The 20622-nt window shown below is 34.5% G+C and carries 19 protein-coding genes, 4 pseudogenes and 1 other annotated feature; of the genes and pseudogenes, 20 read left to right on the top strand and 3 right to left on the bottom strand.

Going from position 1 to position 20622, the window contains the following annotated elements; all coding sequences use genetic code 11:
- Nucleotides 1-4: 4 nt before the first annotated feature.
- Nucleotides 5-238, bottom strand: a binding site (T-box leader).
- Between the two features lie 74 nt (nucleotides 239-312).
- Nucleotides 313-1413, bottom strand: a complete 1101-nt coding sequence (locus E5Z56_RS00555; RefSeq protein ID WP_175405320.1) for an alpha/beta hydrolase — start codon at nucleotides 1411-1413, stop codon at nucleotides 313-315.
- Between the two features lie 276 nt (nucleotides 1414-1689).
- On the opposite strand from E5Z56_RS00555, the gene E5Z56_RS00550 reads away from it, so the two are divergent.
- The 3 genes from E5Z56_RS00550 to E5Z56_RS00540 all read left to right on the top strand — a co-directional run bounded on the left by E5Z56_RS00550 (nucleotide 1690) and on the right by E5Z56_RS00540 (nucleotide 4763).
- Entirely contained in the window at nucleotides 1690-3084 is a 1395-nt protein-coding gene (locus E5Z56_RS00550) for an NCS2 family permease (protein WP_138156046.1), read from the top strand.
- A 241-nt stretch (nucleotides 3085-3325) separates the two neighbouring features.
- Entirely contained in the window at nucleotides 3326-4051 is a 726-nt protein-coding gene (locus E5Z56_RS00545) for a radical SAM protein (RefSeq protein ID WP_138156045.1), read from the top strand.
- The gene (locus tag E5Z56_RS00540; RefSeq protein ID WP_175405319.1) at nucleotides 4044-4763 is read left to right on the top strand and encodes a queuosine precursor transporter; all 720 of its coding nucleotides are present in this window, start codon (nucleotides 4044-4046) and stop codon (nucleotides 4761-4763) included. The genes E5Z56_RS00545 and E5Z56_RS00540 overlap by 8 nt, the downstream gene beginning before the upstream one ends.
- Nucleotides 4764-4834: 71 nt before the next feature.
- On the opposite strand, the gene E5Z56_RS00535 is transcribed toward E5Z56_RS00540, so the two are convergent.
- Nucleotides 4835-5320: a hypothetical protein gene (locus E5Z56_RS00535; protein ID WP_138156044.1), complete on the bottom strand. Its 486-nt coding sequence runs from the start codon at nucleotides 5318-5320 to the stop codon at nucleotides 4835-4837.
- A 217-nt stretch (nucleotides 5321-5537) separates the two neighbouring features.
- On the opposite strand from E5Z56_RS00535, the gene E5Z56_RS00530 reads away from it, so the two are divergent.
- The 16 genes and pseudogenes from E5Z56_RS00530 (at nucleotide 5538) to atpC (ending at nucleotide 16748) form a co-directional block, all read left to right on the top strand.
- Entirely contained in the window at nucleotides 5538-6827 is a 1290-nt protein-coding gene (locus E5Z56_RS00530; protein ID WP_138156043.1) for an alpha-amylase family glycosyl hydrolase, read from the top strand.
- A gap of 36 nt (nucleotides 6828-6863) precedes the next feature.
- Nucleotides 6864-7061, top strand: a complete 198-nt coding sequence (locus E5Z56_RS00525) for a purine biosynthesis protein PurH (protein WP_138156042.1) — start codon at nucleotides 6864-6866, stop codon at nucleotides 7059-7061.
- A gap of 12 nt (nucleotides 7062-7073) precedes the next feature.
- Nucleotides 7074-7895, top strand: coding sequence for a mechanosensitive ion channel family protein (locus E5Z56_RS00520; protein ID WP_138156041.1), 822 nt, complete (start codon nucleotides 7074-7076; stop codon nucleotides 7893-7895).
- 76 nt (nucleotides 7896-7971) lie between these two features.
- The gene (locus E5Z56_RS00515) at nucleotides 7972-9102 is read left to right on the top strand and encodes an aldo/keto reductase (protein WP_175405318.1); all 1131 of its coding nucleotides are present in this window, start codon (nucleotides 7972-7974) and stop codon (nucleotides 9100-9102) included.
- Between the two features lie 481 nt (nucleotides 9103-9583).
- Nucleotides 9584-10276 carry a F0F1 ATP synthase subunit A gene (locus tag E5Z56_RS00510; RefSeq protein ID WP_138156039.1) on the top strand — a complete coding sequence of 231 codons (693 nt, stop codon included), beginning with the start codon at nucleotides 9584-9586 and terminating at the stop codon, nucleotides 10274-10276.
- A 31-nt stretch (nucleotides 10277-10307) separates the two neighbouring features.
- Nucleotides 10308-10529 (top strand): annotated as a pseudogene (gene atpE / locus E5Z56_RS00505) (ATP synthase F0 subunit C); the annotation flags it as partial.
- Between the two features lie 21 nt (nucleotides 10530-10550).
- A pseudogene (gene atpE, locus E5Z56_RS00500) lies at nucleotides 10551-10757 on the top strand (ATP synthase F0 subunit C); the annotation flags it as partial.
- Nucleotides 10746-10994 (top strand): annotated as a pseudogene (gene atpE, locus E5Z56_RS11815) (ATP synthase F0 subunit C); the annotation flags it as partial. The pseudogenes atpE (E5Z56_RS00500) and atpE (E5Z56_RS11815), both read left to right, overlap by 12 nt.
- Before the next feature lie 45 nt (nucleotides 10995-11039).
- A pseudogene (atpE, locus tag E5Z56_RS11810) lies at nucleotides 11040-11240 on the top strand (ATP synthase F0 subunit C); the annotation flags it as partial.
- A 27-nt stretch (nucleotides 11241-11267) separates the two neighbouring features.
- Nucleotides 11268-11471, top strand: a complete 204-nt coding sequence (gene atpE / locus E5Z56_RS00490) for an ATP synthase F0 subunit C (protein WP_022506153.1) — start codon at nucleotides 11268-11270, stop codon at nucleotides 11469-11471.
- 17 nt (nucleotides 11472-11488) lie between these two features.
- Nucleotides 11489-11968, top strand: coding sequence for a F0F1 ATP synthase subunit B (atpF, locus tag E5Z56_RS00485; protein WP_138156038.1), 480 nt, complete (start codon nucleotides 11489-11491; stop codon nucleotides 11966-11968).
- Nucleotides 11968-12471 (top strand): ATP synthase F1 subunit delta, encoded by a 504-nt coding sequence (atpH, locus tag E5Z56_RS00480; RefSeq protein WP_138156037.1) that lies wholly within the window; start codon nucleotides 11968-11970, stop codon nucleotides 12469-12471. The genes atpF and atpH overlap by 1 nt, the downstream gene beginning before the upstream one ends.
- A gap of 6 nt (nucleotides 12472-12477) precedes the next feature.
- On the top strand, nucleotides 12478-13983 hold the full coding sequence (gene atpA / locus E5Z56_RS00475) for a F0F1 ATP synthase subunit alpha (RefSeq protein WP_138156036.1): 1506 nt from the start codon (nucleotides 12478-12480) through the stop codon (nucleotides 13981-13983).
- Between the two features lie 13 nt (nucleotides 13984-13996).
- Nucleotides 13997-14902 carry an ATP synthase F1 subunit gamma gene (atpG, locus tag E5Z56_RS00470; protein ID WP_138156035.1) on the top strand — a complete coding sequence of 302 codons (906 nt, stop codon included), beginning with the start codon at nucleotides 13997-13999 and terminating at the stop codon, nucleotides 14900-14902.
- Nucleotides 14903-14935: 33 nt separating this feature from the next.
- Complete coding sequence (gene atpD, locus E5Z56_RS00465; RefSeq protein ID WP_022506158.1) at nucleotides 14936-16327, top strand: F0F1 ATP synthase subunit beta; 1392 nt, start codon at nucleotides 14936-14938, stop codon at nucleotides 16325-16327.
- 13 nt (nucleotides 16328-16340) lie between these two features.
- On the top strand, nucleotides 16341-16748 hold the full coding sequence (atpC, locus tag E5Z56_RS00460) for an ATP synthase F1 subunit epsilon (protein ID WP_138156034.1): 408 nt from the start codon (nucleotides 16341-16343) through the stop codon (nucleotides 16746-16748).
- A 149-nt stretch (nucleotides 16749-16897) separates the two neighbouring features.
- Here atpC and E5Z56_RS00455 read toward each other — a convergent pair whose 3' ends face one another.
- The gene (locus E5Z56_RS00455; RefSeq protein ID WP_138156033.1) at nucleotides 16898-17263 is read right to left on the bottom strand and encodes a hypothetical protein; all 366 of its coding nucleotides are present in this window, start codon (nucleotides 17261-17263) and stop codon (nucleotides 16898-16900) included.
- A 196-nt stretch (nucleotides 17264-17459) separates the two neighbouring features.
- Between E5Z56_RS00455 and E5Z56_RS00450 the strand changes: the two genes are divergently transcribed.
- Complete coding sequence (locus E5Z56_RS00450) at nucleotides 17460-20486, top strand: CotH kinase family protein (protein ID WP_138156032.1); 3027 nt, start codon at nucleotides 17460-17462, stop codon at nucleotides 20484-20486.
- Nucleotides 20487-20622: the final 136 nt, after the last annotated feature.

Below are 20622 nucleotides of genomic sequence, written 5' to 3'. Positions count from 1 at the left end.
CCCATAAAGAGACGAAGACCGTAATCTCCGTGGTACCACTCTTTTTATTGCAAAAAAGCAATCACTTAATTCATACACCACTATGTACTATTCTTTAACGCAGAACATACGAACTCTCTTACTAAATTTCAGATGTCAGCTCAAGGGTGATTTACTATGAAACTTTTCGTTATCTTTCACCAACCGATAACTCTCTGAAGAAAAGTACTTCATGTACTGTCCCTATCCTTGCTTTTCAATCATATTTTATTCTTATCAAAAACTTTTGTCAATAGTTTTTTGTAACTTTTAGTATTTTTGTTTTCCACATTGTTACTTATTAAATGTGTAATACAAAAATTCAGGGAAGATACTTCTCCAAAAATGTTCATTGTGACAAGCCTTTTTGTATTCCTTAAATATGATTTTATCTTTAGGATAATTTATGTTTTCAAGATACTTAATCATATTCTTAGTATCGGTTAGTAGCATTGATTCAAGTTCATCACCATCACCGTTGTACATATAAAGTAGGGGATAGTTACCTTTAAAATCAAGATTTTTTAAGTATTTGTTCCATGTGTTTTCATTAAATAATAGAAATGCCGGGGATAATGCACCGATAGAACTGAACTTATCACTGTGTTCCATACCAATATAAAAAGCCTCAAGTCCACCGGAAGAACTACCACATACAGCAGTATGTTCTTTGTCGGTATATGTGTTGTAGTTTTTGTTGATGTACTTCATAACAGTATTTACAACAAAATCGGAAAATTCTTTGCCTGTACCATTTTCAAAATCACCTAAAGACTTTTGGTCTTCTCTGATTTCACCAATGTTAGGGGTAAGTTCATTATCTCTGTTTCCGTCACCATTATCAATACCAACTACAATACAGTTGTTGTCACTGTTCTTCATCATAGAATTTACACTTTCAGCAACATTCCAACAACCTTTATCAGTTGATAATTTGTCAAAAAGATTTTGACCGTCACACATATAAATAACAGAATACTTTTTATTCTTGTCATTTTTGTCATATCCGTTAGGTGTGTAAATGAAAATATTTTTTTCTTTATCCTTATTGTATTTTAAAGATACTGTTTCATATTTTGCATTTTCTTCTTTTTCATCATATACAAATGGAATACCGATATTACCTTCTGAGCTACCGGCCTCTAGGTGATAGCCACTAATGTACTTATTAAATACAAGAACCATTGATTTGTCGGTATCATCACCGATAAACATAACTCTGTCATATTTTTTGTAGTCACCTGTACAACTATATGTATTGTAGTCATCACTTGACTTTATTCTCTTTAGATTTACTTCTTCAGTTTCTTTACTTGTTGTACTGGAAAAGACTGCTTTGATTTTGTCAGAATATGACTCTCTAATATAAATGGTATGTGGATTTTTAATAGTCATTTTTTCCTCCTTACTGACGGAATTATTTTGATTGCTACAACCAAATAATCCCATTATAATTGGTAAAATAAGTAGTATTGCTAATATTTTCTTCATTTTTATCAAGCCCCTCTGTTCCATTGTAACAAAAAGCAATAAACTTCGTCAATAACTATTTATTTTGTATATTTTTCTACTTGCTTTTTACCTCTTTAATGTATTAAAATATATATTGTGTTTTCTATAAACAATATTTTTATGAAAGGGGTAGTATGATTTAATTCATACGAGTAGAACATGGAAAAACTATTCAAACTCAAAGAAAATGGCACTACAGTAAGAACCGAAATTATTGCCGGTGTCACAACTTTCCTTGCTATGGCTTATATCTTGGCAGTTAACCCAAGTATTTTGTCAGCAGCAGGAATGGACCAGAGTGCTGTTTTTGCAGCTACTGCAGTATCTGCTGCTTTCGCTACATTAATTATGGCATTCTTCGCTAATTATCCTGTAGCACTTGCTTCCGGTATGGGACTTAATGCTTATTTTGCATACACAGTAGTTCCTCAGTTAGCAGAACAGGGTATCACTAACCCTTGGCAGGTTGCACTAACTGCAATCCTAGTAGAAGGTATTATCTTTATTATCCTTTCTATCTTTAAGTTTAGAGAAACTTTGGTAAATAAAGTTCCGGCTAACTTAAAAAATGGTATCTCAGCAGGTATCGGTCTTTTCGTTACTATTGTTGGTCTAAAGGGTGCAGGTGTTGTTACAACTGATGCTTACTATGATGGTAAGGCAGTTCAGTCATCAACACTTGTAAAGCTAGGTGACCTAGGTTCAGCTCCTGTAGTACTTGCTTTAGTTGGTCTATTAATTGTTGCTGCTCTATGGCACTTCAAGGTTAAGGGTTCAATCCTTATCGGTATCCTAGCTACTTGGGTACTTGGTATTATTGCTCAGTTAACAGGTTGGTACGATGGTACTTCACTAATTCCTGATTTCTCTAACTACCATGTATTTGGTCCTGTAGCAGATATGGGTTCAAAACTAGCATTCCACTTTGACTTTGGTTATGTAGCATCAAATGTTGTTAATTTTGCAGTTATCGTATTTGCATTCCTATTTGTTGACCTATTTGATACAGTTGGTACTCTAATCGGTGTTGCTCAGGAAGGTAAGCTACTTAATGAAAAAGGCGAACTACCTAGAGTTGGTAGAGCTTTAATGGCTGATGCTCTTGGTACTTGTGCAGGTGCTTGTCTTGGTACATCAACAGTTACATCTTATGTAGAATCTACAACAGGTGTTGCTGAAGGTGGTAGAACAGGTCTTACTGCTTTAACATCTGCAATTCTATTTTTACTTGCACTTCCACTATATCCAATCTTCCTAGCTATTCCATCATTTGCAACTGCACCTGCTCTTGTATTTGTTGGTCTACTAATGCTAAAGAATATTACAAAGATGGATTTCAACACAGATATTGCTGATACAGTTGGTGGTTTCTTAGCTATCATTATGATGCCATTTGCATATTCAATTGCAACAGGTATTATGTTCGGTATCCTATCATGGGTTATCCTAAAGGTTGTTACAGGTAAGATTAAAGACATTCATCCGGTTATGTGGGTTGCATTTGGTCTATTTGTACTTCGTATAGTTACAATTATATTGGGAATTTCTTCCTGATAAATTATAAACATTCTATGGGTTGAGGTTAATGCTTCAACCCATTTTTCTTTTGTTAAATACTTGAAAAACCTTATATCTTGTTGTATAATACTTTTTGGCTTTTTGCCCGTCAGTTCGTGACCATCCTGACGATAAACAAAACTACGGACTCTAGCAATAATAATTTTATTGACTTTGGGCGTAGTATAACTATGCCCATTTTTTATTTGTTACTGTTCCGTCATTTTAGGGAGGAACTATGGAAAGGTACAGTGTCTTAAAGGACAAAAATCCTCGTGAAATTGTTTTATTACGAGGTAGTGGTTGCAAGTGGAAACGATGTACATTTTGTGACTATCATCTTGACTATTGTCTTGATGAGGAGGAAAACTATAATCTAAATGCACAGGTGCTATCTAAGGTTACAGGTATTTATAATAAGCTGGAAGTTATTAATTCCGGTAGTTTTTGTGACTTAGATAACAAGACTATGGATTTGATTATCAAAACTTGTGAAGAAAAGAATATTTCTACAGTACATTTTGAATGTCACTATATTCATCACAGAGAAGTTCCTACATTAAAAGAAAAGTTCAAAGAACACAGTATTAATGTAAGGATAAAAACAGGTGTTGAAACATTTGATGTTGACTATAGAGAAAATGTAATGAAAAAAGGTTTTGGTAAGTCAACACCGGAAAAAATAAGAACATATGCAGATGAAGTTTGTTTACTCTTTGGCTTAACAGGTCAAACAGAAAATTCTATGAAAAATGATATTGAAACAGGTTTAAAGTACTTTGACAGAGTTTGTGTAAACATTATGAATGACAACACAACTAATGTGAAACCTGACAATTCCGTTATCAAAGTTTTTGCAGAAAAAATTGCACCAAATTATATTGATAACGATAGGGTAGATATTTTAATGGAAAATACCGACTTTGGTGTTGGTGGAGAAAGTGAGGAACAAACAAATGATTAATGATTTATTATTGGTAGGTTCACTACTGTTTATTTTTGGTGGTGCATTATTTGCATATAATTTCTTTGGTAAAGCCGGTCTTTATGCAGTTACTGTTATTGCAACAATTACTGCTAATATTGAGGCACTTATTATGATTAGAGCCTTTGGTATGGAACAAACATTAGGTAATGTTTTCTTTGCAGTAACATTCCTTGTAACAGATATTCTCAGTGAAACCGAAGGCAAGAAAGAAGCCAACAAGGCAGTATGGATTGGTGTGTTTACATCAGTATTCTTTATTTGTATGACTCAAAGTTGGATGTTATATACTCCATCTGAGTCTGACTGGGTAATGCCATCAATTACAGCAGTATTTTCAAATACACCAAGAATGATGATTTCTTCATTGGTTGTATATGCAATTTCTCAGTTAATTGATGTTCAACTTTATCACTTGTGGTGGAGATTTACTGAAAAGCATTTTGGTGATAAGAGAAGATTTTTATGGGTTCGTAACAATGGTTCAACTTTGATTTCTCAAATTCTAAATACTGCATTATTCACAATTTTTGCTTTCTGGGGTACATACGAAATCGGTACATTATTTAGCATTATGATTTCAAGCTATGTTATTTATATTGTTACCAGTCTATGTGATACACCATTTGTATATTTTGCAAGATTAATAAAAGAAAGAAAAGATAAGAGATTAGCAACTACTGCTCATTAATTTCAGATATAAAAGTAGCCCTTATAGATTTTATTCCTATAAGGGCATTGTTTTTTTAATTAACTTTTTAATTAACTTTCGTTAAGGTTGTTGTGAATGTAGTAAAGTGTATGACTTTCTGTATCATAATAATATACAGAATATTTGTGATAAATTTTAACTGCCTTTCTTTGACCAACTGAACTTACATTAACATTTTCATCTGCAATACAGTAGTAGTCACCTTCGGTAATCATATCAGTTTTAAAGTCATAATGGTCACTAAAGGAACTTGTAGTACCCCAAGTGTCAAAGTCCTGAAAATAACCTGAAATTTCTTCCTTATTTTTAGAAGTAACCTTTGTATAATTTTCATCTTTGCCAAATTTGCTATCATAACTTTTGTCGTAAGTGTATTTACTAAAATCCTGTTGAGTAGAATTATCATCACCATCAGAATAAGTTTCACTGTCGCTATATCCTTTTAGTACTTGCTTAGGGTCTTCACTATTACCACAACCTGCAAGAATTGTACCACACATTAAACCGGCTAGTAAAATTGTTACTAATTTTTTCAAATATATTCCTCCTTTATAATTTGCTAATACCACTTTCCAATTGTAGCACATAAGTATTGTTAACTCAATATTAAATAAAAATTTTCGGTTTTACACAAATAATCAACACAAATTATATTAATGTTGAATAAACATATACCTATCCTACAAATTTTTGTTGCATTTAAGGGTATTATTCGTTAAAATAGATAACAGAATGTTTCTGGGAGGTACAGTTATGGAAACAAAATGGATTAATGAATCAATGTTTTATCACATTTATCCTTTAGGATTTTTCGGATGTGATATGGAAAATAAAGGTGGGGATAATGAGTCCCACAAAATTTTAAAGTTAATTGACTACATTCCTCATATGAAGTATATAGGAATAAATGCTCTTTATATTGGACCGATTTTCCAAAGTGCAACTCATGGTTATGATACAACTGATTATAGGCTAATTGACACCAGACTTGGTACAAATGAAGATTTCAAGAAAGTTGCACAGGAACTAAAGAAGAATGATATTAAGATTGTTCTTGATGGTGTATTTAACCATGTTGGCAGAAAGTTCTTTGCCTTTGAAGAAGTAAGAAAGCATAGAGAAGGCTCTCAGTATTGTTCTTGGTTTAGTGGACTAAGATTCGATTGGAACAATAGTTATAATGATGGTTTCCATTATGACAGTTGGGAAGGTCATGAACTACTTGTTAAACTTAATATGCAGAACCCTGATGTAAGAAACCATTTGCTTGATGCAGTAGAAATGTGGATTGATGAATGGGATATTGACGGTATCAGACTTGATGCAGCCGATTGTATTGATTTACAGTTCTTCCGTGAATTAAAGCAGAGAACAACTGCTAAGAAAAGTGACTTCTGGCTAATGGGTGAAATCATCAACGGTGAATACACAAGATGGTTACAACCTGATTTACTTGATGCAGTTACCAACTATTCACTGTTTAACGGTATTTACAATAGCTTAAATTCAAAGAACCTTTGTGATATTGGCTACAATGTAAACAGAGAATTTAACAATGAATGGGGACTATACAAAGGTAAGTTACTTTATAACTTTGTTGATAACCATGATGTAAACAGAGTTGCATCCTTAATCAATGACCCTAAAGATTTGTTTAATGTTTATTCAATCCTTTATACTTTACCAGGTGTACCATCAATTTATTATGGTAGTGAATGGGGAATAAAAGGCCACAAAAATGATGGTGGGGATATTGAGCTAAGACCTGCTATTGATGTGGATAATATTCCTATTGAAAATCAAGAACTTGTTGACCATATTAAGAAGTTAGCAGAAATTCGCAAGAATAGTGTTCCTCTAAAGTATGGAGATTATGTTCAAATTAGTAATGAATGTTTGTACTGGGCATTTGCTCGTAACTTTAACGGTGAAACAACAGTAGTATGTGTTAATACTGATGACAACCCTCATCACTTCTCATTTAACTACAACGGCAGACAGTATGACATTGATGTAAATGGCAGAGATACTGAAATTGTATAATTCTTTTTTATATTATATTAGAAAGCTGGAATTAAAATGTATAAGTCAATTAAAATTGCTGATACAACAAGAGAAGAAAGAATTGAAATTATTAAAACTTCTTTAGCTTATAATGAAGACAGTTGTGAAGGTTCTGTAGGTTTTGATGCAATGGCTATGTATCAGCCATATATAGATGGTGAAAAAGAAATTGCACAAATCAATATGGAATTCCGTAGTGGAATGGTAAAGTAAGGAGATTTTACAATGGAAAAGTTTTTTACTCATACTTGGAAAGTAATTTCAAGATTTTTTGAAAACTTCAATTGGGAAGGCTTATTAATAATGATAATCATTTTAGTAGGTGGTTATTTTGCAACAAAAGCCTTTACAAAGGTTGTTAAGAAAGGTCTTGATAAGGCTAATATAGATTATTCACTTTCAAAGTTTTTTATAAACGCAATCAGAATTGCTTGTTATATTGTAATTGTAATGAGTGCATTATCTTATATTGGTATTTCAACAACAGGTTTAGTTGCATTCTTCTCAGCAGGTGCTGCTGCAATAGCCTTGGCTTTAAAGGACAGTTTGTCCAACATTGCTTGTGGTATTATCCTACTTTTTTCAAAACCATTTGTAACTGATGATGTAATTGAAATAAATGGTGAAAGATGTACTGTACTTCAAATTGATTTGATGCACACAAAGGTGCTTACTGCCGACCATAGATATATTATGATTCCTAACAGTGTAATCTCATCAAAAGAAGTAGTAAACTTTACAGCAGAGGATAAGAGAAGACTTGACTTCCATGTACCTGTTGATTACAGTGCCGATATTGAAGAAGTAAAGAAAGTTTTAATGGATGTTGCTTTATCTAATGATAAGGTTATCACAGATGAAGAAATGCCTTTTGTAAGACTGAATGCATTAGGTGACAGTTCACTTGATATGGTGGTAAAAGTTTGGGTTAAAACCGAAGATTATTGGGATGTATATCACGATATGATTGAAAGTATGAAAAAGGCATTAGACCGAAATAATATAGCAATTCCATACAATCAATTAGATGTACATATAACTAAATAATGTCAAAAATGCACCTTGTATTCCACTAAATATTGTGGTATCATATTATGGTATGTTTAAATGTGGAGGTGTTGAGGTGCAGTATAGAAATTTTGGAAACACAGGTATAAAGGTTTCTGCATTGGGTTTTGGTACAATGCGACTTCCTATGTTTCCTAATTCCAACACTATTGACCAAGAAAAGTCTATTGAATTAATAAGATATGCCATTGATAATGGTGTTAATTATATAGATACTGCTTATTCCTATCAGGACGGACAAGCTGAAATTGTTACCGGTAAAGCATTAAAGAACGGTTACAGAAGTAAGGTTTATTTAGCTTCAAAAGCACCTGTATGGGAATACAATAACGAGTATGATTTTGACAGAATTTTAGCTGAACAAATGAGAAGAATGAATGTAAATCAAATTGATTTTTATATGCTTCATTCTCTTGATGCTAATTTCTGGGACAACAAAGTCCTAAAGTATAATGTACTTGAACATCTTTATAAAGCAAAGCGTGACGGTAGAATTCGTTACATTGGTTTTTCATTTAATGATGACTTTGATATGTTTAAGTGGATTTGTGACTATTGGGAACATTGGGATTTTTGTCAAATTCACCTTAACTATATTGATGAAGAATATCAAGCAGGTTTAAGAGGCCTTGAATATGCCAAGAAAAAGGGAATGGCAGTTAATATTATGGAACCACTTAGAAGTGGATACCTTGCTAATGTACCTAAGTCCACACAAATTGTATTTGATGAAATTTGTGCTAAACCTGTAGAAATTGCAATGCAGTACCTTTGGGATAAAGAAGGTGTCAGTTGCGTACTTTCTGATATGGGTAGTTTTGAACATATTAATCAGAACCTTGAATATGCAAAGGTTTCTTCAATCGGTATGCTTAGTGGTAAGCGTATTATGGCTATTAAGAAAGCTCAGCAAACCTATATTAATTCAAGAATGATTCATTGTAACGGTTGTTATAAGTGTAACCGTTGCCCTCAACATGTTATGATACCTAGAAATCTTGAAGCAATTAACAAGATTGGTATTCACAGTAGTGTAAAGGTTGCAAAAGAATTTTATGATGGCAGTGTTGCCTTGGTAGGTGGCAGTGCAACTGATTGTACAAATTGCAAATGGTGTGAGTCAATTTGCCCACAACATATTAATATCAGTCATTGGATGCGCAAACTTCCTGAATTAATTAAATAATAGAATACATAATATAACTAAACCGGTGCTTTTTCAGCACTGGTTTTCTTTATTATTCTATAAAGTAAATATACAATATATATGATAAGAAAAAATTTACTAAACAGAAACTAAAATAAAGTAAAATAATCCTCATAAAAGCTGACTTTGTTGAATATTACCCACAAATAGATGGAAATTATTTACAAGTTAAAATTCTAGTGATGAAAGTGATACTTTGTTATATTGCAAAATATATATGAATTATGTTTATAATAATATATTGCAATATAATTTTTGCAATATAAATAACAATCACTTGCAAAAACACAAAATGTACTAATGTTTATTGAATTTTTTGTAGTTTTTTACAAAAAGTCTGTTAAAACATTGACATTTTAAATCAAAAGTCGGATAATATGGGTGTTATAAGATTATTGGCACACTATATTTTGTAGTGAACCGTAACCAAACAATTTTATATGGAAGAGGAGGCGACATTATGGGCAATATTGCAGAATCAATCCAACAAGAAATGACCTGTGAACCTGTGTTTACAATCCCCATCTTTGGTGGTATCAAAGTTTACGAGTCGGTTGTTGTCACTTGGATTATAATGGCAGTATTCCTTGCATTATGTCTTATTCTTGTAAGAAATCTGAGGGTGAAAAATCCTAGCAGAAAACAAGTTTTCTTAGAGTTTTGTGTAAACTGGCTCTATAAATTTGTTGGTGGAATGGTTGGAGAGGAAGGTTCAGAATATGTACCTTACTTAATATCTGTTCTTATTTATATAGGATTTAGTAACATTATAGGTATTTTTGGCTTTAAGTCACCGACAAAGGACTTGGCAGTTACCATTGCCTTAGCTCTCATGAGTATTATCCTAATTGAAGGTGCAGCTTTGATTAAGAAGCGTCCGAAAAAGTTTCTTAAGAGTTTTATTGAGCCAACACCGATTATGTTGCCCTTTAACATTCTTGAAATTGGAATAAGACCACTTTCACTTTGTATGCGACTATTTGGTAATGTTCTGGGTGCTTTTGTTGTTATGACACTTATCGAATGTGTTGTTCCATTTGTTGTACCGGTAGCATTTAGTCTATACTTTGACTTTTTTGATGGCTTGATTCAAGCCTATGTATTTGTATTCTTGACATCTTTGTTTATCAAGGAAGGTATAGAAACAGAATAATTATTAATTAACATATTAAGGAGTGTTCACTATGTTGACATTACTTGCAATTGGTGCAGGTATAGCAGTATTTACCGGTCTTGGTGCAGGTATCGGTATCGGCTATGCTACATCCAAGGCTACTGAAGCAGTTGCTCGTCAGCCTGAGGCAGACGGTAACATTAGCAAACTTCTACTTCTAGGTTCAGCTCTTGCAGAAGCAACAGCTATCTACGGTTTCGTTGTTGGTTTGCTTATTATTCTATTATTAAAAGATTCAAGTGCAACCCCGGGTATCGCAGTTGGTGCAGGTGTTGCAGTTCTAACAGGTGTTGGTGCTGGTGTTGGTATCGGTCTTGCTACTGCAAAGGCTTGTGAGTCTGTTGCCAGAGCACCTGAGGAAGACGGTAAAATTTCTAAGCTATTGCTTCTAGGTTCAGCCCTTGCTGAAGCAACTGCTATTTATGGTTTCGTTGTAGGTCTACTGATTATCCTACTTCTACCTGATAACTCAAGTCAGTATGTATCTCAACTTGCAATCGGTGCAGGTCTTGCAGTACTTACAGGTGCAGGTGCCGGTGTAGGTATCGGTCTTGCAACATCTAAGGCTTGTGAAGCAGTTGGTCGTATGCCTGAAGCTGACGGTAAGATTTCTAAGCTATTACTTCTAGGTTCAGCCCTAGCTGAAGCAACTGCTATTTACGGTTTCGTTGTAGGTCTACTAATTATCCTACTTCTACCTGACAATGCAGAACTAGGTAAAGGTCTTGTATCCTATACAGGTATCGGTGCAGGTCTTGCAGTTCTTGGTGGCCTTGGTGCCGGTGTTGGTATCGGTATTGCTACTGCTAAGGCTTGTGAAGCAGTTTCTCATCAGCCTGAAGCTGACGGTAAGATTTCAAAGCTATTACTTCTTGGTTCAGCACTTGCAGAAGCAACAGCTATTTACGGTTTCGTTGTAGGTCTACTAATTATCCTACTTCTACCTGGTAACAGTGACCCAACTATTGCTATGGGTGCAGGTATTGCCGTACTTACAGGTCTTGGTGCAGGTGCCGGTATCGGTGTTGCAACATCAAAGGCTTCTCAGTCAGTTGCTCGTCAACCTGAAGCAGATGGCAAAATCTCAAAGCTATTACTTCTTGGTTCAGCACTTGCAGAAGCAACAGCTATCTACGGATTTGTTGTTGGTCTTCTTGTTATTCTACTATTCTAAGGTAGGTGGGATAAATAATGCTAAATTTAGATCCATGGAATATTTTATTCACAGTTATTAACTTATTAGTGTTCTTCTGTATTATTAAGTTCTTCCTTCTAAAACCTATCAAAAAGGTTATGGACCAGAGAGAAAAAATGATTCAGGATGACCTAAACAACGCAGCCGAAACAAAGAAAGCTGCTAATAAACTAAAGGCTGAGTATGAAGGTAATGTACAGGCTGCTCAAGATAAAGCAGCTGAAATTACTAAGGAAGCTAAAAAGACAGCCGAACTTCAGAAAAACAATATTATTGCTTCTGCCAATGATCAGGCAAAAGAAATTGTTGATAAAGCACAAAAGAATGCTCAGCTTGAATATGACAAGACAATGAGCAAACTTGAAAGTGAAATTGCAGGTCTTGCTCTTGTAGCAGCAACAAAGGTTGTTAAGGAACAGTCAAGCAATTCAGATACTTCTTCCTACGATGAGTTTTTAGGTGAGGAGGACAAGTAATGACTACAACAGTTAGTAACTATGCTAAGGTGTTGTACCAGTTAAATGTTAGTGCTGACTCTATTAGTATTGCTGAAGATACTTTTGCCGAAAGCAAGGAACTTATGAAAGTTCTTTGCTCTCCGGTAATTATGCCAAAGAAAAAGTATGAAATTATTGATAAGATTTTTCCAAAAGATATTTGCAATTTTATCAAGGTAGTTTCAAAAAATGGCAGAATGACATCTATTAATGATATTTTCAAAGAGTATCATAATTGGTACAATAAAGAGAACAAGATTGTTGTTGCTCATCTTTATTATGTTGTGAAACCAACTGAGGAACAGCAAGAAAAGTTAAAAGCATTCGTTAAGAAAAAGCTAAATGCCAGTAAGGTTGAACTTGAACTTATTGAAAAACCTGACCTTATTGGTGGATTTGTAATTGAAGCTAACGGTCATGAATTTGACAGAAGTTTCAAGAATAAACTTAACGCATTAAATCGTAAATTAGTCTGGAGGTAAACTCGAATGAGCGCAATCAGATCAGATGAAATTATTTCAATACTAAAAAGTGAAATTGAAAATTTTGATTTTGATAATGGAGAGAAAGAAACCGGTACAGTTATCTCTCTAGGTGACGGTATTGCTCGTGTATACGGCATTGATGCTGCTATGTACGGTGAAATCGTTGTATTTGAAAATGGTGCAAAAGGTATGGTACAGGATATTCGTGCTAACGAAATCGGTGTTATCCTTTTTGACAAAGACCGTGGTATCCACGAAGGTACTAAGGTTTCAAGAACTCACAAAAAGGCCGGTATCCCTGTTGGTGATAACTTCCTTGGCAGAGTTGTAAATGCCCTAGGTGCTCCTATTGACGGTAAGGGTGAAATTAAAGAATCCGACTATCGTCCAATCGAATGTGCAGCACCTTCAATTGTACAGAGAAAATCAGTTGACACACCTATGGCAACAGGTATCCTATCAATCGACTCAATGTTCCCTATCGGTAGAGGTCAGCGTGAACTTATTATCGGTGATAGACAGACAGGTAAAACTTCTATTGCTACTGATGCTATCCTTAACCAAAAGGGCAACGGCGTAATTTGTATTTACGTTGCAATCGGTCAGAAGGCATCAACAGTTGCCAGAATTGTTAATACACTTGAAAAGAATGGAGCAATGGATTATTCAATAGTTCTTTCAGCTACTGCATCAGAACCAGCTCCTGTTCAGTATATTGCTCCATATTCAGGTACTTCACTTGCTGAATACTTTATGTATCAGGGTAAGGATGTACTTATTGTATATGATGACTTAAGTAAACATGCCGTTGCTTACAGAGCAATGTCACTTCTACTTGAAAGATCTCCGGGTCGTGAAGCTTATCCAGGTGATGTTTTCTATCTACATTCAAGACTACTTGAAAGATCAGCAAGACTTTCTGATGAACTTGGTGGTGGCTCAATCACTGCTCTACCAATTATCGAAACTCAAGCAGGTGATGTTTCAGCTTATATTCCTACAAATGTTATTTCCATTACTGACGGTCAGATTTTCCTAGAAAGTGACCTATTTAACTCAGGTATGCGTCCAGCCGTTAATGTTGGTTTGTCAGTTTCCCGTGTTGGTGGTGCTGCTCAGACAAAGGCTATGAAGAAGGCTGCCGGTTCTATCCGTATTGACCTTGCTCAGTACAGAGAAATGGAAGTATTTACACAGTTCTCATCAGACCTAGACCCTGAAACTAAGGAACAACTTCAGTTTGGTAAAGGTCTAATGGAAATGCTAAAGCAACCTTTATGTCATCCACTTTCACTTTCACAACAGGTTATTTCACTTGTTGTTGCCGAAAACAAGCTAATGCTTGATGTTGATGTTAAGGATATTAAGCCATTCCAGATGAATATGTTAGATTACTTTGCTACTAAGCATCCTGAAATCGGTAAAGAAATTGAAGAAAAGAAAGTTCTTTCCGATGAACTAAAGGATAAAATCCTTGAAGTAGCAAAAGAATATAAGTCTATAAGTTAAAGGAAGTCTTGATATGGCAAATACAAGAGAAATCCAAAGCAGAATTAAAAGTATCAACGATACCCTTAAGATTACAAATGCTATGTATATGATTTCTTCAAGTAAGCTAAAAAAGGCTAAGAGAAATTATGAAAATACTCACCCATACTTTATCAGCCTACAGGATTCAATCAGAAAAACATTGAAACTTGTTCCTGATGTTGAAAACAGATTTTTCTGTGACCAAAAGTATGTTGCAGGTGACACTGATAAGCGTAAGGGTATTATTGTTGTTACTGCCGATAAAGGTCTTGCCGGTGCTTATAACCAAAATGTTATTAAGTTAGCCCAAGAAATTATTGATACAGAAAAAACAAGTAACGATAAGCTTTTTGTTATCGGTCAAGTTGGTCGTCATTATTTCAAGAAGAAAGATATTTTTGTTGACGAACATTTCCAGTTTACTGCTCAAGACCCTAGCCTAAACAGAGCCAGAAGAATTGCAGAAACTGTACTTGATTTATATGAATCAAAAGAACTTGATGAAGTTTATATCGTTTATACAAATATGAAGTCAGCTATTGCTACTGAACCAAAGGTTAAGCGTCTATTACCACTTCGTAAACACGCATTTACAGATACATCAGACCATATTGATATGGGTACTCATATTGAGAACATTACTCTTTTACCATCTGCTGATGCTGTTTTTGATAATGTTGTACCGGACTTTATTGCCGGTTACATTTACGGTGCTTTAGTTGAATCTTACTGTAGTGAACAGAATGCCAGAATGATGGCTATGCAGTCTGCTACAGATAGTGCGAAGGAAATGTTAAAGGACCTTTCAGTCCTTTATAACAGAGCTCGTCAAGCAGCTATTACACAAGAAATTACAGAAGTTATTTCCGGTGCAAAAGCTCAGAAAAATAAAGGTTAATTTTCATAATATACTTATGAAAGGATGAATATAATGAATAAAGGTAAAATCATTCAGGTAATGGGTCCTGTTGTTGATGTTCAGTTTACTGAAGACACAATCCCTGAAATCAAGGATGCCCTTACTGTTGAAAATGATGGCAAAACTCTTGTTATGGAAGTAGCACAACACCTTGGTAATGACCAGGTAAGATGTATTATGCTTGCTTCTTCTGATGGTTTATATAGAGATATGGAAGTTACTGCTACCGGTTCAGGCATCAAAGTTCCGGTTGGTGAAAAAACACTAGGCAGACTTTTCAACCCACTAGGTGAAACTATTGACGGTGGCGAAAACCTAGACAATGAACAACATTGGGAAATCCACAGAGACCCACCTTCATTTGAAGATCAAAGTCCTGTTGTTGAAATTCTTGAAACAGGTATCAAGGCTATTGACCTTCTTGCTCCTTATGCTAAAGGTGGTAAGATTGGTTTGTTCGGTGGTGCCGGTGTTGGTAAGACAGTTCTTATTCAGGAACTTATCCGTAACATTGCTACTGAACATGGTGGCTATTCAATCTTTACCGGTGTTGGTGAACGTTCAAGAGAAGGTAATGACCTTTGGACAGAAATGACAGAGTCCGGTGTTATTGAAAAGACTGCACTAGTCTTTGGTCAGATGAACGAACCACCGGGAGCTCGTATGAGAGTTGCTGAAACAGGTCTAACAATGGCTGAATACTTTAGAGATGAAATGAACCAGAACGTTCTTCTATTTATTGATAACATTTTCCGTTTCACACAGGCCGGTTCAGAAGTTTCTGCTCTACTAGGTCGTATGCCATCAGCCGTTGGTTATCAGCCAACACTAGCTACTGAAATGGGTGAATTACAGGAAAGAATCGCATCAACAAAGAATGGTTCTGTTACATCAGTTCAGGCCGTTTATGTTCCTGCCGATGACCTTACTGACCCTGCTCCTGCTACAACATTCGCTCACCTTGATGCTACAACTGTTCTATCAAGAAAGATTGTTGAACAAGGTATTTACCCAGCTATTGACCCATTGGAAAGTACATCAAGAATTCTTGAACCTGATGTAGTTGGTGAAGAACATTACGAAACTGCTCGTAAAGTTCAGGAAATTCTACAGAAATATAAGGAACTTCAAGATATTATCGGTATCCTGGGTATGGAAGAACTTTCTGACGAAGATAAGGTTACAGTTTATAGAGCAAGAAAGATTCAGAGATTCCTTTCTCAGCCATTCCATGTTGCTGAAACATTTACAGGTGTTCCCGGTAAGTATGTACCACTAAAGGATACTATCCGTTCATTTAAGGCTATTATTGATGGTGAAATGGATGAATATCCTGAAGCAGCTTTCTTCAATGTTGGTAATCTTGAAGATGTTATTGCTAAAGCAAAGGCAATGAAAGAATAAAAGGTGATTCATAATGAATACTTTTAAATTAAAAATCTTGGCAGCTGATAAGGTTGTTTTTGATGGTGAATGTGAGAAGATGACTATTCCTTGCTTTGATGGTGAAAAGGGTATCTTGGCTCATCACGAAAACATTTTGATGGCTACTGATGTTGGTATTACTAAGTTTAAGCCTGTTGATGAAGATGAGAGAGTAGTATTCACCGGTCTGGGCTTTATTGAAGTTATCGACAATGATGTTACTTTCCTTGTTCAAACAAGTGAAAGACCTGACGAAATTGATGCTAACAGAGCCAGAGAAGCTAAGGAAAGAGCAGAAGAAGCATTGCGTCAGAAGCGTAGTCAGATTGAGTATCACCACTCAAAGGCATCTCTATCAAGAGCTATGGCTCGACTAAAAGCTACAAGTAAATATATGTAAAAGTCAAAGGTTGTCCTTTATGGGCAACCTTTTTTATGTTATGAAAAAGAAAAATCCCATCTTCAATGAAGATAGGATTATATATTACATATCAAATTGTAAAAATTACTTTCTAACTAAAAGAATTTTACCGGATCAAATTGTAAAAATTACTTTCTAACTAAAAGAATTTTACCGGACTTTTTGTTTACAGTATATTTTCTTAATTTTACTGCAAGTCCAATGTCTAGCTTTTGCATACATTTCAGAGTAAGCAAAATTGTTATAGCAAACAGAATAACACATAAGGAGATAATAGCAACTGCCATAGTCCAGTAAATATCAGATATTAAGTATGTAATACCGAAAACTATTGTGCCGATAATTCCAACAATAAGTGTTACTACACCAACAAAAATAATATTGCTGACAAGTCCACTTCTAAGAACTTTGTCACTAATATTACCGTGAATTTCAATTTCTTTCTGCTTTTCATTTAAAGCAGTGTTTAGGTTTTTCATATTACTTATTTTCATAAAATCACCGTTATTATTATATCATATAAGATTAAATTTGTCATTATTTTATGTTAATGAAATAGTTTACTTTGTTAAATATTTGCAAAAAAAGTGGGAAATATATTGAAATTCAAGTGATTATTTACAATTAGTTCATTGTTTTATTTTGGTGATAGGTTTATAATAAAGATGAAATATATTAGGAGGGATAAAAATGATTAAAAAACCCGTTGCAATCATTCTATCTGTAATGATGATTGTTACTTCAATGTTTACAGCTTCCTCTGCTGTATTTGCAGAAACAACATCAACTGATGGTTTTAAATCAGGTGATACAGTATACTTTGATTGTTCATCCTGTGGTGATAATTGGACTAGTGCCTATGCTACAGAGTATATTAATTTTACAGAATATTCAAAGGCAGATAATGATGGAAAAAATGTTTCTATTAATACTGCTGACAAAACAAAATATAATCCGGTAAAGGTAACTAATGACTTAGGTAACTATAAGTTTAGTTATACATTTACTAATGAAACTGCCGGTGCAAAGGCAATAAGATTTTGGAGAGGTAGTTCTGATACACTATGGAACAATTCTCCTGTTCTTACATATGAAGATTTTGCAAAAGGCAACAACTGTGTATTTGCAACAGATCTAGAGGGCAATGGTTCTGTTGGTAAATATGGTGAAAAGCCTACAGAAACTAAACCTACTGAACCGTCACAACCTTCAACCGGTGAATATAAGTTTAGTTATGCAAAGGCTAATAACCTTTATGTTCACGGTGTAACTGCTAACGAAAATGAAACAGAGGCTTGGCAGGTATGGCAACATAAGTATGATGAAAAAGGTAAATTAACTGATAGTGGTGACTACTATTTCTTCTTACCATCATCAACTGATAAATCTAAGATTGATATTTATAACACATTCTCTTCAACAGTAAAGATTGGCAATGTTGAAATTCCTTCAAAGTCAACAGTTACTATGAATTACACACCAAACAGTAAATATACTGTTACTGTAAATTCAACTAGCTACACTTTAAATATTATGAGAAGTGGCGCTGAATGTGCAGTTTATGTAAATAATGCAGCAAGTTTTAACGGTCAAGATTTATTGTCTTATCTAAGTGCCGATAAGTCAAATAACGCAAAGGCTACTGCAGCAGTTACAGAAAGTAACGGTAAAATTACTGATACTTCAATTAAGAAAGTAAAGGGTAGAGGTAACACTTCTTGGGCAAAGTCAAAGAAGTCATTTAACCTTAACTTTGATTCAGCACTTTCTGTTGCAGGTATGGAAAAGACAAAGAAATATAGCATTGTTGCTAACTATCAAGATGACTCACTATCTCGTAATAGATTCCTATATGATCTAGGTGATCAGGTTGGTATTCCATATAACTCAGACAGTAGATATGCTGATTTCTATATGAATGGTGTATATCTTGGTTCATATCAGCTATGTCAGAAGATTGATGTTGGTACTGATAACTTAATCTCTGATATGACAGGTGAAGAATATATTAACGAAGACGGTACAACACCAACTGATTTCCCATTTGTTATTAAGATTGATGGTGCAGCAGAAGGCTTTGCATTCTATACTTGTGGTCAAAATGTTGAAGTAGTTTCACCTGATATTACTTCATCAGATAAGGGCTATACCAATGCTTATAACTACATTAAGGCAAAGTTTGAGAAAATGTATAATGCAGTTAAGAATAATCACGAAGATTTAGCTGATGTTATTGATGTTGATTCATTTGCCAGAATGTACCTACTAAATGAATATTGTAAAAACTGGGATGCCGGTGTAAGTTCATTCTATTTTGTAAACAAAAAAGATGCTAACGGTAATTATAAGTTATATGCAGCACCTACATGGGACTATGATAATTCACTAGGTAATGCAGCAGGTTTTGGTGGTGGTACATATACAAAGCCTGAAGGTTCATATATTTCAACTAAAGGCGATAGAAATATGTGTACTCTAATGTACAAAAACCCTGTTATCAAAAAGAGAAGTGGAGAACTATGGTATAAAGATTTTGTACCTGCTATTGAATATCTATTTAAGGGACAAAATATTTCTTTCGGAGAATTATATTCATCAGATGTTTACTACAATCTAGTTAAAGACTCAGCAGAAATGAACTATACTTCCGGTAGATTGTTAAACCCAGAACCACAGTGGTTAGCAGACCATAGCACACTTTATAAACTAAGTTTCGATTATAAGACAAAGACATATACAAAGAGCACAACTGCTACTAAGTATGATACAAATACATTTAAGGGTGTATATGATTATATGGTAGATTGGGCAATTAGCCGTGCTGCATATATGTCAAATATGTTTATTGATTATTATGTAGAACCTGTAAAGCCAACTGACCCTACAGAACCAACAGATCCTACAAAGCCAACAAAACCTGAACATCAGGTTGGTGAAAATACAATTTCAGAATTCTATTTTGACAATACAGGTAAGAATACCGGTGATAAGCTAGAAGAATATGGCGACAAGTCCGGTTACAAGGCAACATTCGGTCAGGCTGATTTGTTCCTATCTATGGATGGTAAGAATGGAAGAGCACTTGAATGGTCAGACGCTGAATACGGTAAAGACAGTGATGAGATTGTACCTGTAATGTCAGCCGGTAAGAAGAACCCTTGGGGAGAAACTCCATATATTCAAACTACTTTTGATGGTACTGATTGTAAAGATTTAACATTCTCAATTAGTATGGGTGGTAGTAGTAAAGCACCGGCAAATTGGAAAATGCAGTATAGCATTGACGGTACAAACTTTACAGATATTTCAAACTCTAACTTTACAATTACTTCTGATAACAGAAAGATTTTAACTAACTATATTAACAAGGTTAAACTTCCTGAAGATTGTAATGGTGCAAAGAGTGTTACAATTAGAATTATTGCAACATCAACAACAACTATTGCAGGTGGCAGTACATCAGATAACCCAACAGGTGGCGAAATTGCAGTAAACAATATTGTAATTGAAGGTAAGTCAACTCGCCGAGGTTTAATTGGTGACTTGAACCTTGATGGTAAGATTACTGTACAAGATGCTACAATTCTACAGAAATATACTGTTAAAAGATTAACTTTAACAGATGCCCAAAAGGCAGTTGCAGATGTAAACAATGATGGCAAAATTAACATCAAGGATTGTTCTGCAATTCAAAAAATGCTAGTAAGAATTTCATAATATATTTCTCTTTTTAAACCCCACGCTATAATAGTGTGGGGTTTATCCTTTTGTTTTATTGACTATATGATGTGTTTGAAGTATAATATATTTGGGTGTGTAATATTTTGCACAAAACCTATGTGATTTATAAGAA

The sequence above is a fragment of the Ruminococcus bovis genome, assembly GCF_005601135.1.
Taxonomy (GTDB): Bacteria; Bacillota; Clostridia; order Oscillospirales; family Acutalibacteraceae; genus Ruminococcoides; species Ruminococcoides bovis.
The sequence above is the reverse complement of the archived record's forward strand: the minus strand, read 5'-3'. Positions and strand labels throughout refer to the sequence as shown.

What these genes read in the sequence shown, in the direction of transcription:
- E5Z56_RS00520 (WP_138156041.1), top strand. Translation starts at nt 7,074, where the DNA reads ATGGAAAAGTTTTTTACTCATACTTGGAAAGTAATTTCAAGATTTTTT.
- E5Z56_RS00525 (WP_138156042.1), top strand. Translation starts at nt 6,864, where the DNA reads ATGTATAAGTCAATTAAAATTGCTGATACAACAAGAGAAGAAAGAATT.
- E5Z56_RS00555 (WP_175405320.1), bottom strand. Translation starts at nt 1,413, where the DNA reads ATGACTATTAAAAATCCACATACCATTTATATTAGAGAGTCATATTCT.
- atpH (WP_138156037.1), top strand. Translation starts at nt 11,968, where the DNA reads ATGACTACAACAGTTAGTAACTATGCTAAGGTGTTGTACCAGTTAAAT.
- E5Z56_RS00455 (WP_138156033.1), bottom strand. Translation starts at nt 17,263, where the DNA reads ATGAAAATAAGTAATATGAAAAACCTAAACACTGCTTTAAATGAAAAG.
- atpA (WP_138156036.1), top strand. Translation starts at nt 12,478, where the DNA reads ATGAGCGCAATCAGATCAGATGAAATTATTTCAATACTAAAAAGTGAA.
- E5Z56_RS00450 (WP_138156032.1), top strand. Translation starts at nt 17,460, where the DNA reads ATGATTAAAAAACCCGTTGCAATCATTCTATCTGTAATGATGATTGTT.
- E5Z56_RS00510 (WP_138156039.1), top strand. Translation starts at nt 9,584, where the DNA reads ATGGGCAATATTGCAGAATCAATCCAACAAGAAATGACCTGTGAACCT.
- atpG (WP_138156035.1), top strand. Translation starts at nt 13,997, where the DNA reads ATGGCAAATACAAGAGAAATCCAAAGCAGAATTAAAAGTATCAACGAT.
- E5Z56_RS00530 (WP_138156043.1), top strand. Translation starts at nt 5,538, where the DNA reads ATGGAAACAAAATGGATTAATGAATCAATGTTTTATCACATTTATCCT.
- E5Z56_RS00545 (WP_138156045.1), top strand. Translation starts at nt 3,326, where the DNA reads ATGGAAAGGTACAGTGTCTTAAAGGACAAAAATCCTCGTGAAATTGTT.
- atpE (WP_022506153.1), top strand. Translation starts at nt 11,268, where the DNA reads ATGGGTGCAGGTATTGCCGTACTTACAGGTCTTGGTGCAGGTGCCGGT.
- E5Z56_RS00540 (WP_175405319.1), top strand. Translation starts at nt 4,044, where the DNA reads ATGATTAATGATTTATTATTGGTAGGTTCACTACTGTTTATTTTTGGT.
- atpF (WP_138156038.1), top strand. Translation starts at nt 11,489, where the DNA reads ATGCTAAATTTAGATCCATGGAATATTTTATTCACAGTTATTAACTTA.
- E5Z56_RS00550 (WP_138156046.1), top strand. Translation starts at nt 1,690, where the DNA reads ATGGAAAAACTATTCAAACTCAAAGAAAATGGCACTACAGTAAGAACC.
- atpD (WP_022506158.1), top strand. Translation starts at nt 14,936, where the DNA reads ATGAATAAAGGTAAAATCATTCAGGTAATGGGTCCTGTTGTTGATGTT.
- atpC (WP_138156034.1), top strand. Translation starts at nt 16,341, where the DNA reads ATGAATACTTTTAAATTAAAAATCTTGGCAGCTGATAAGGTTGTTTTT.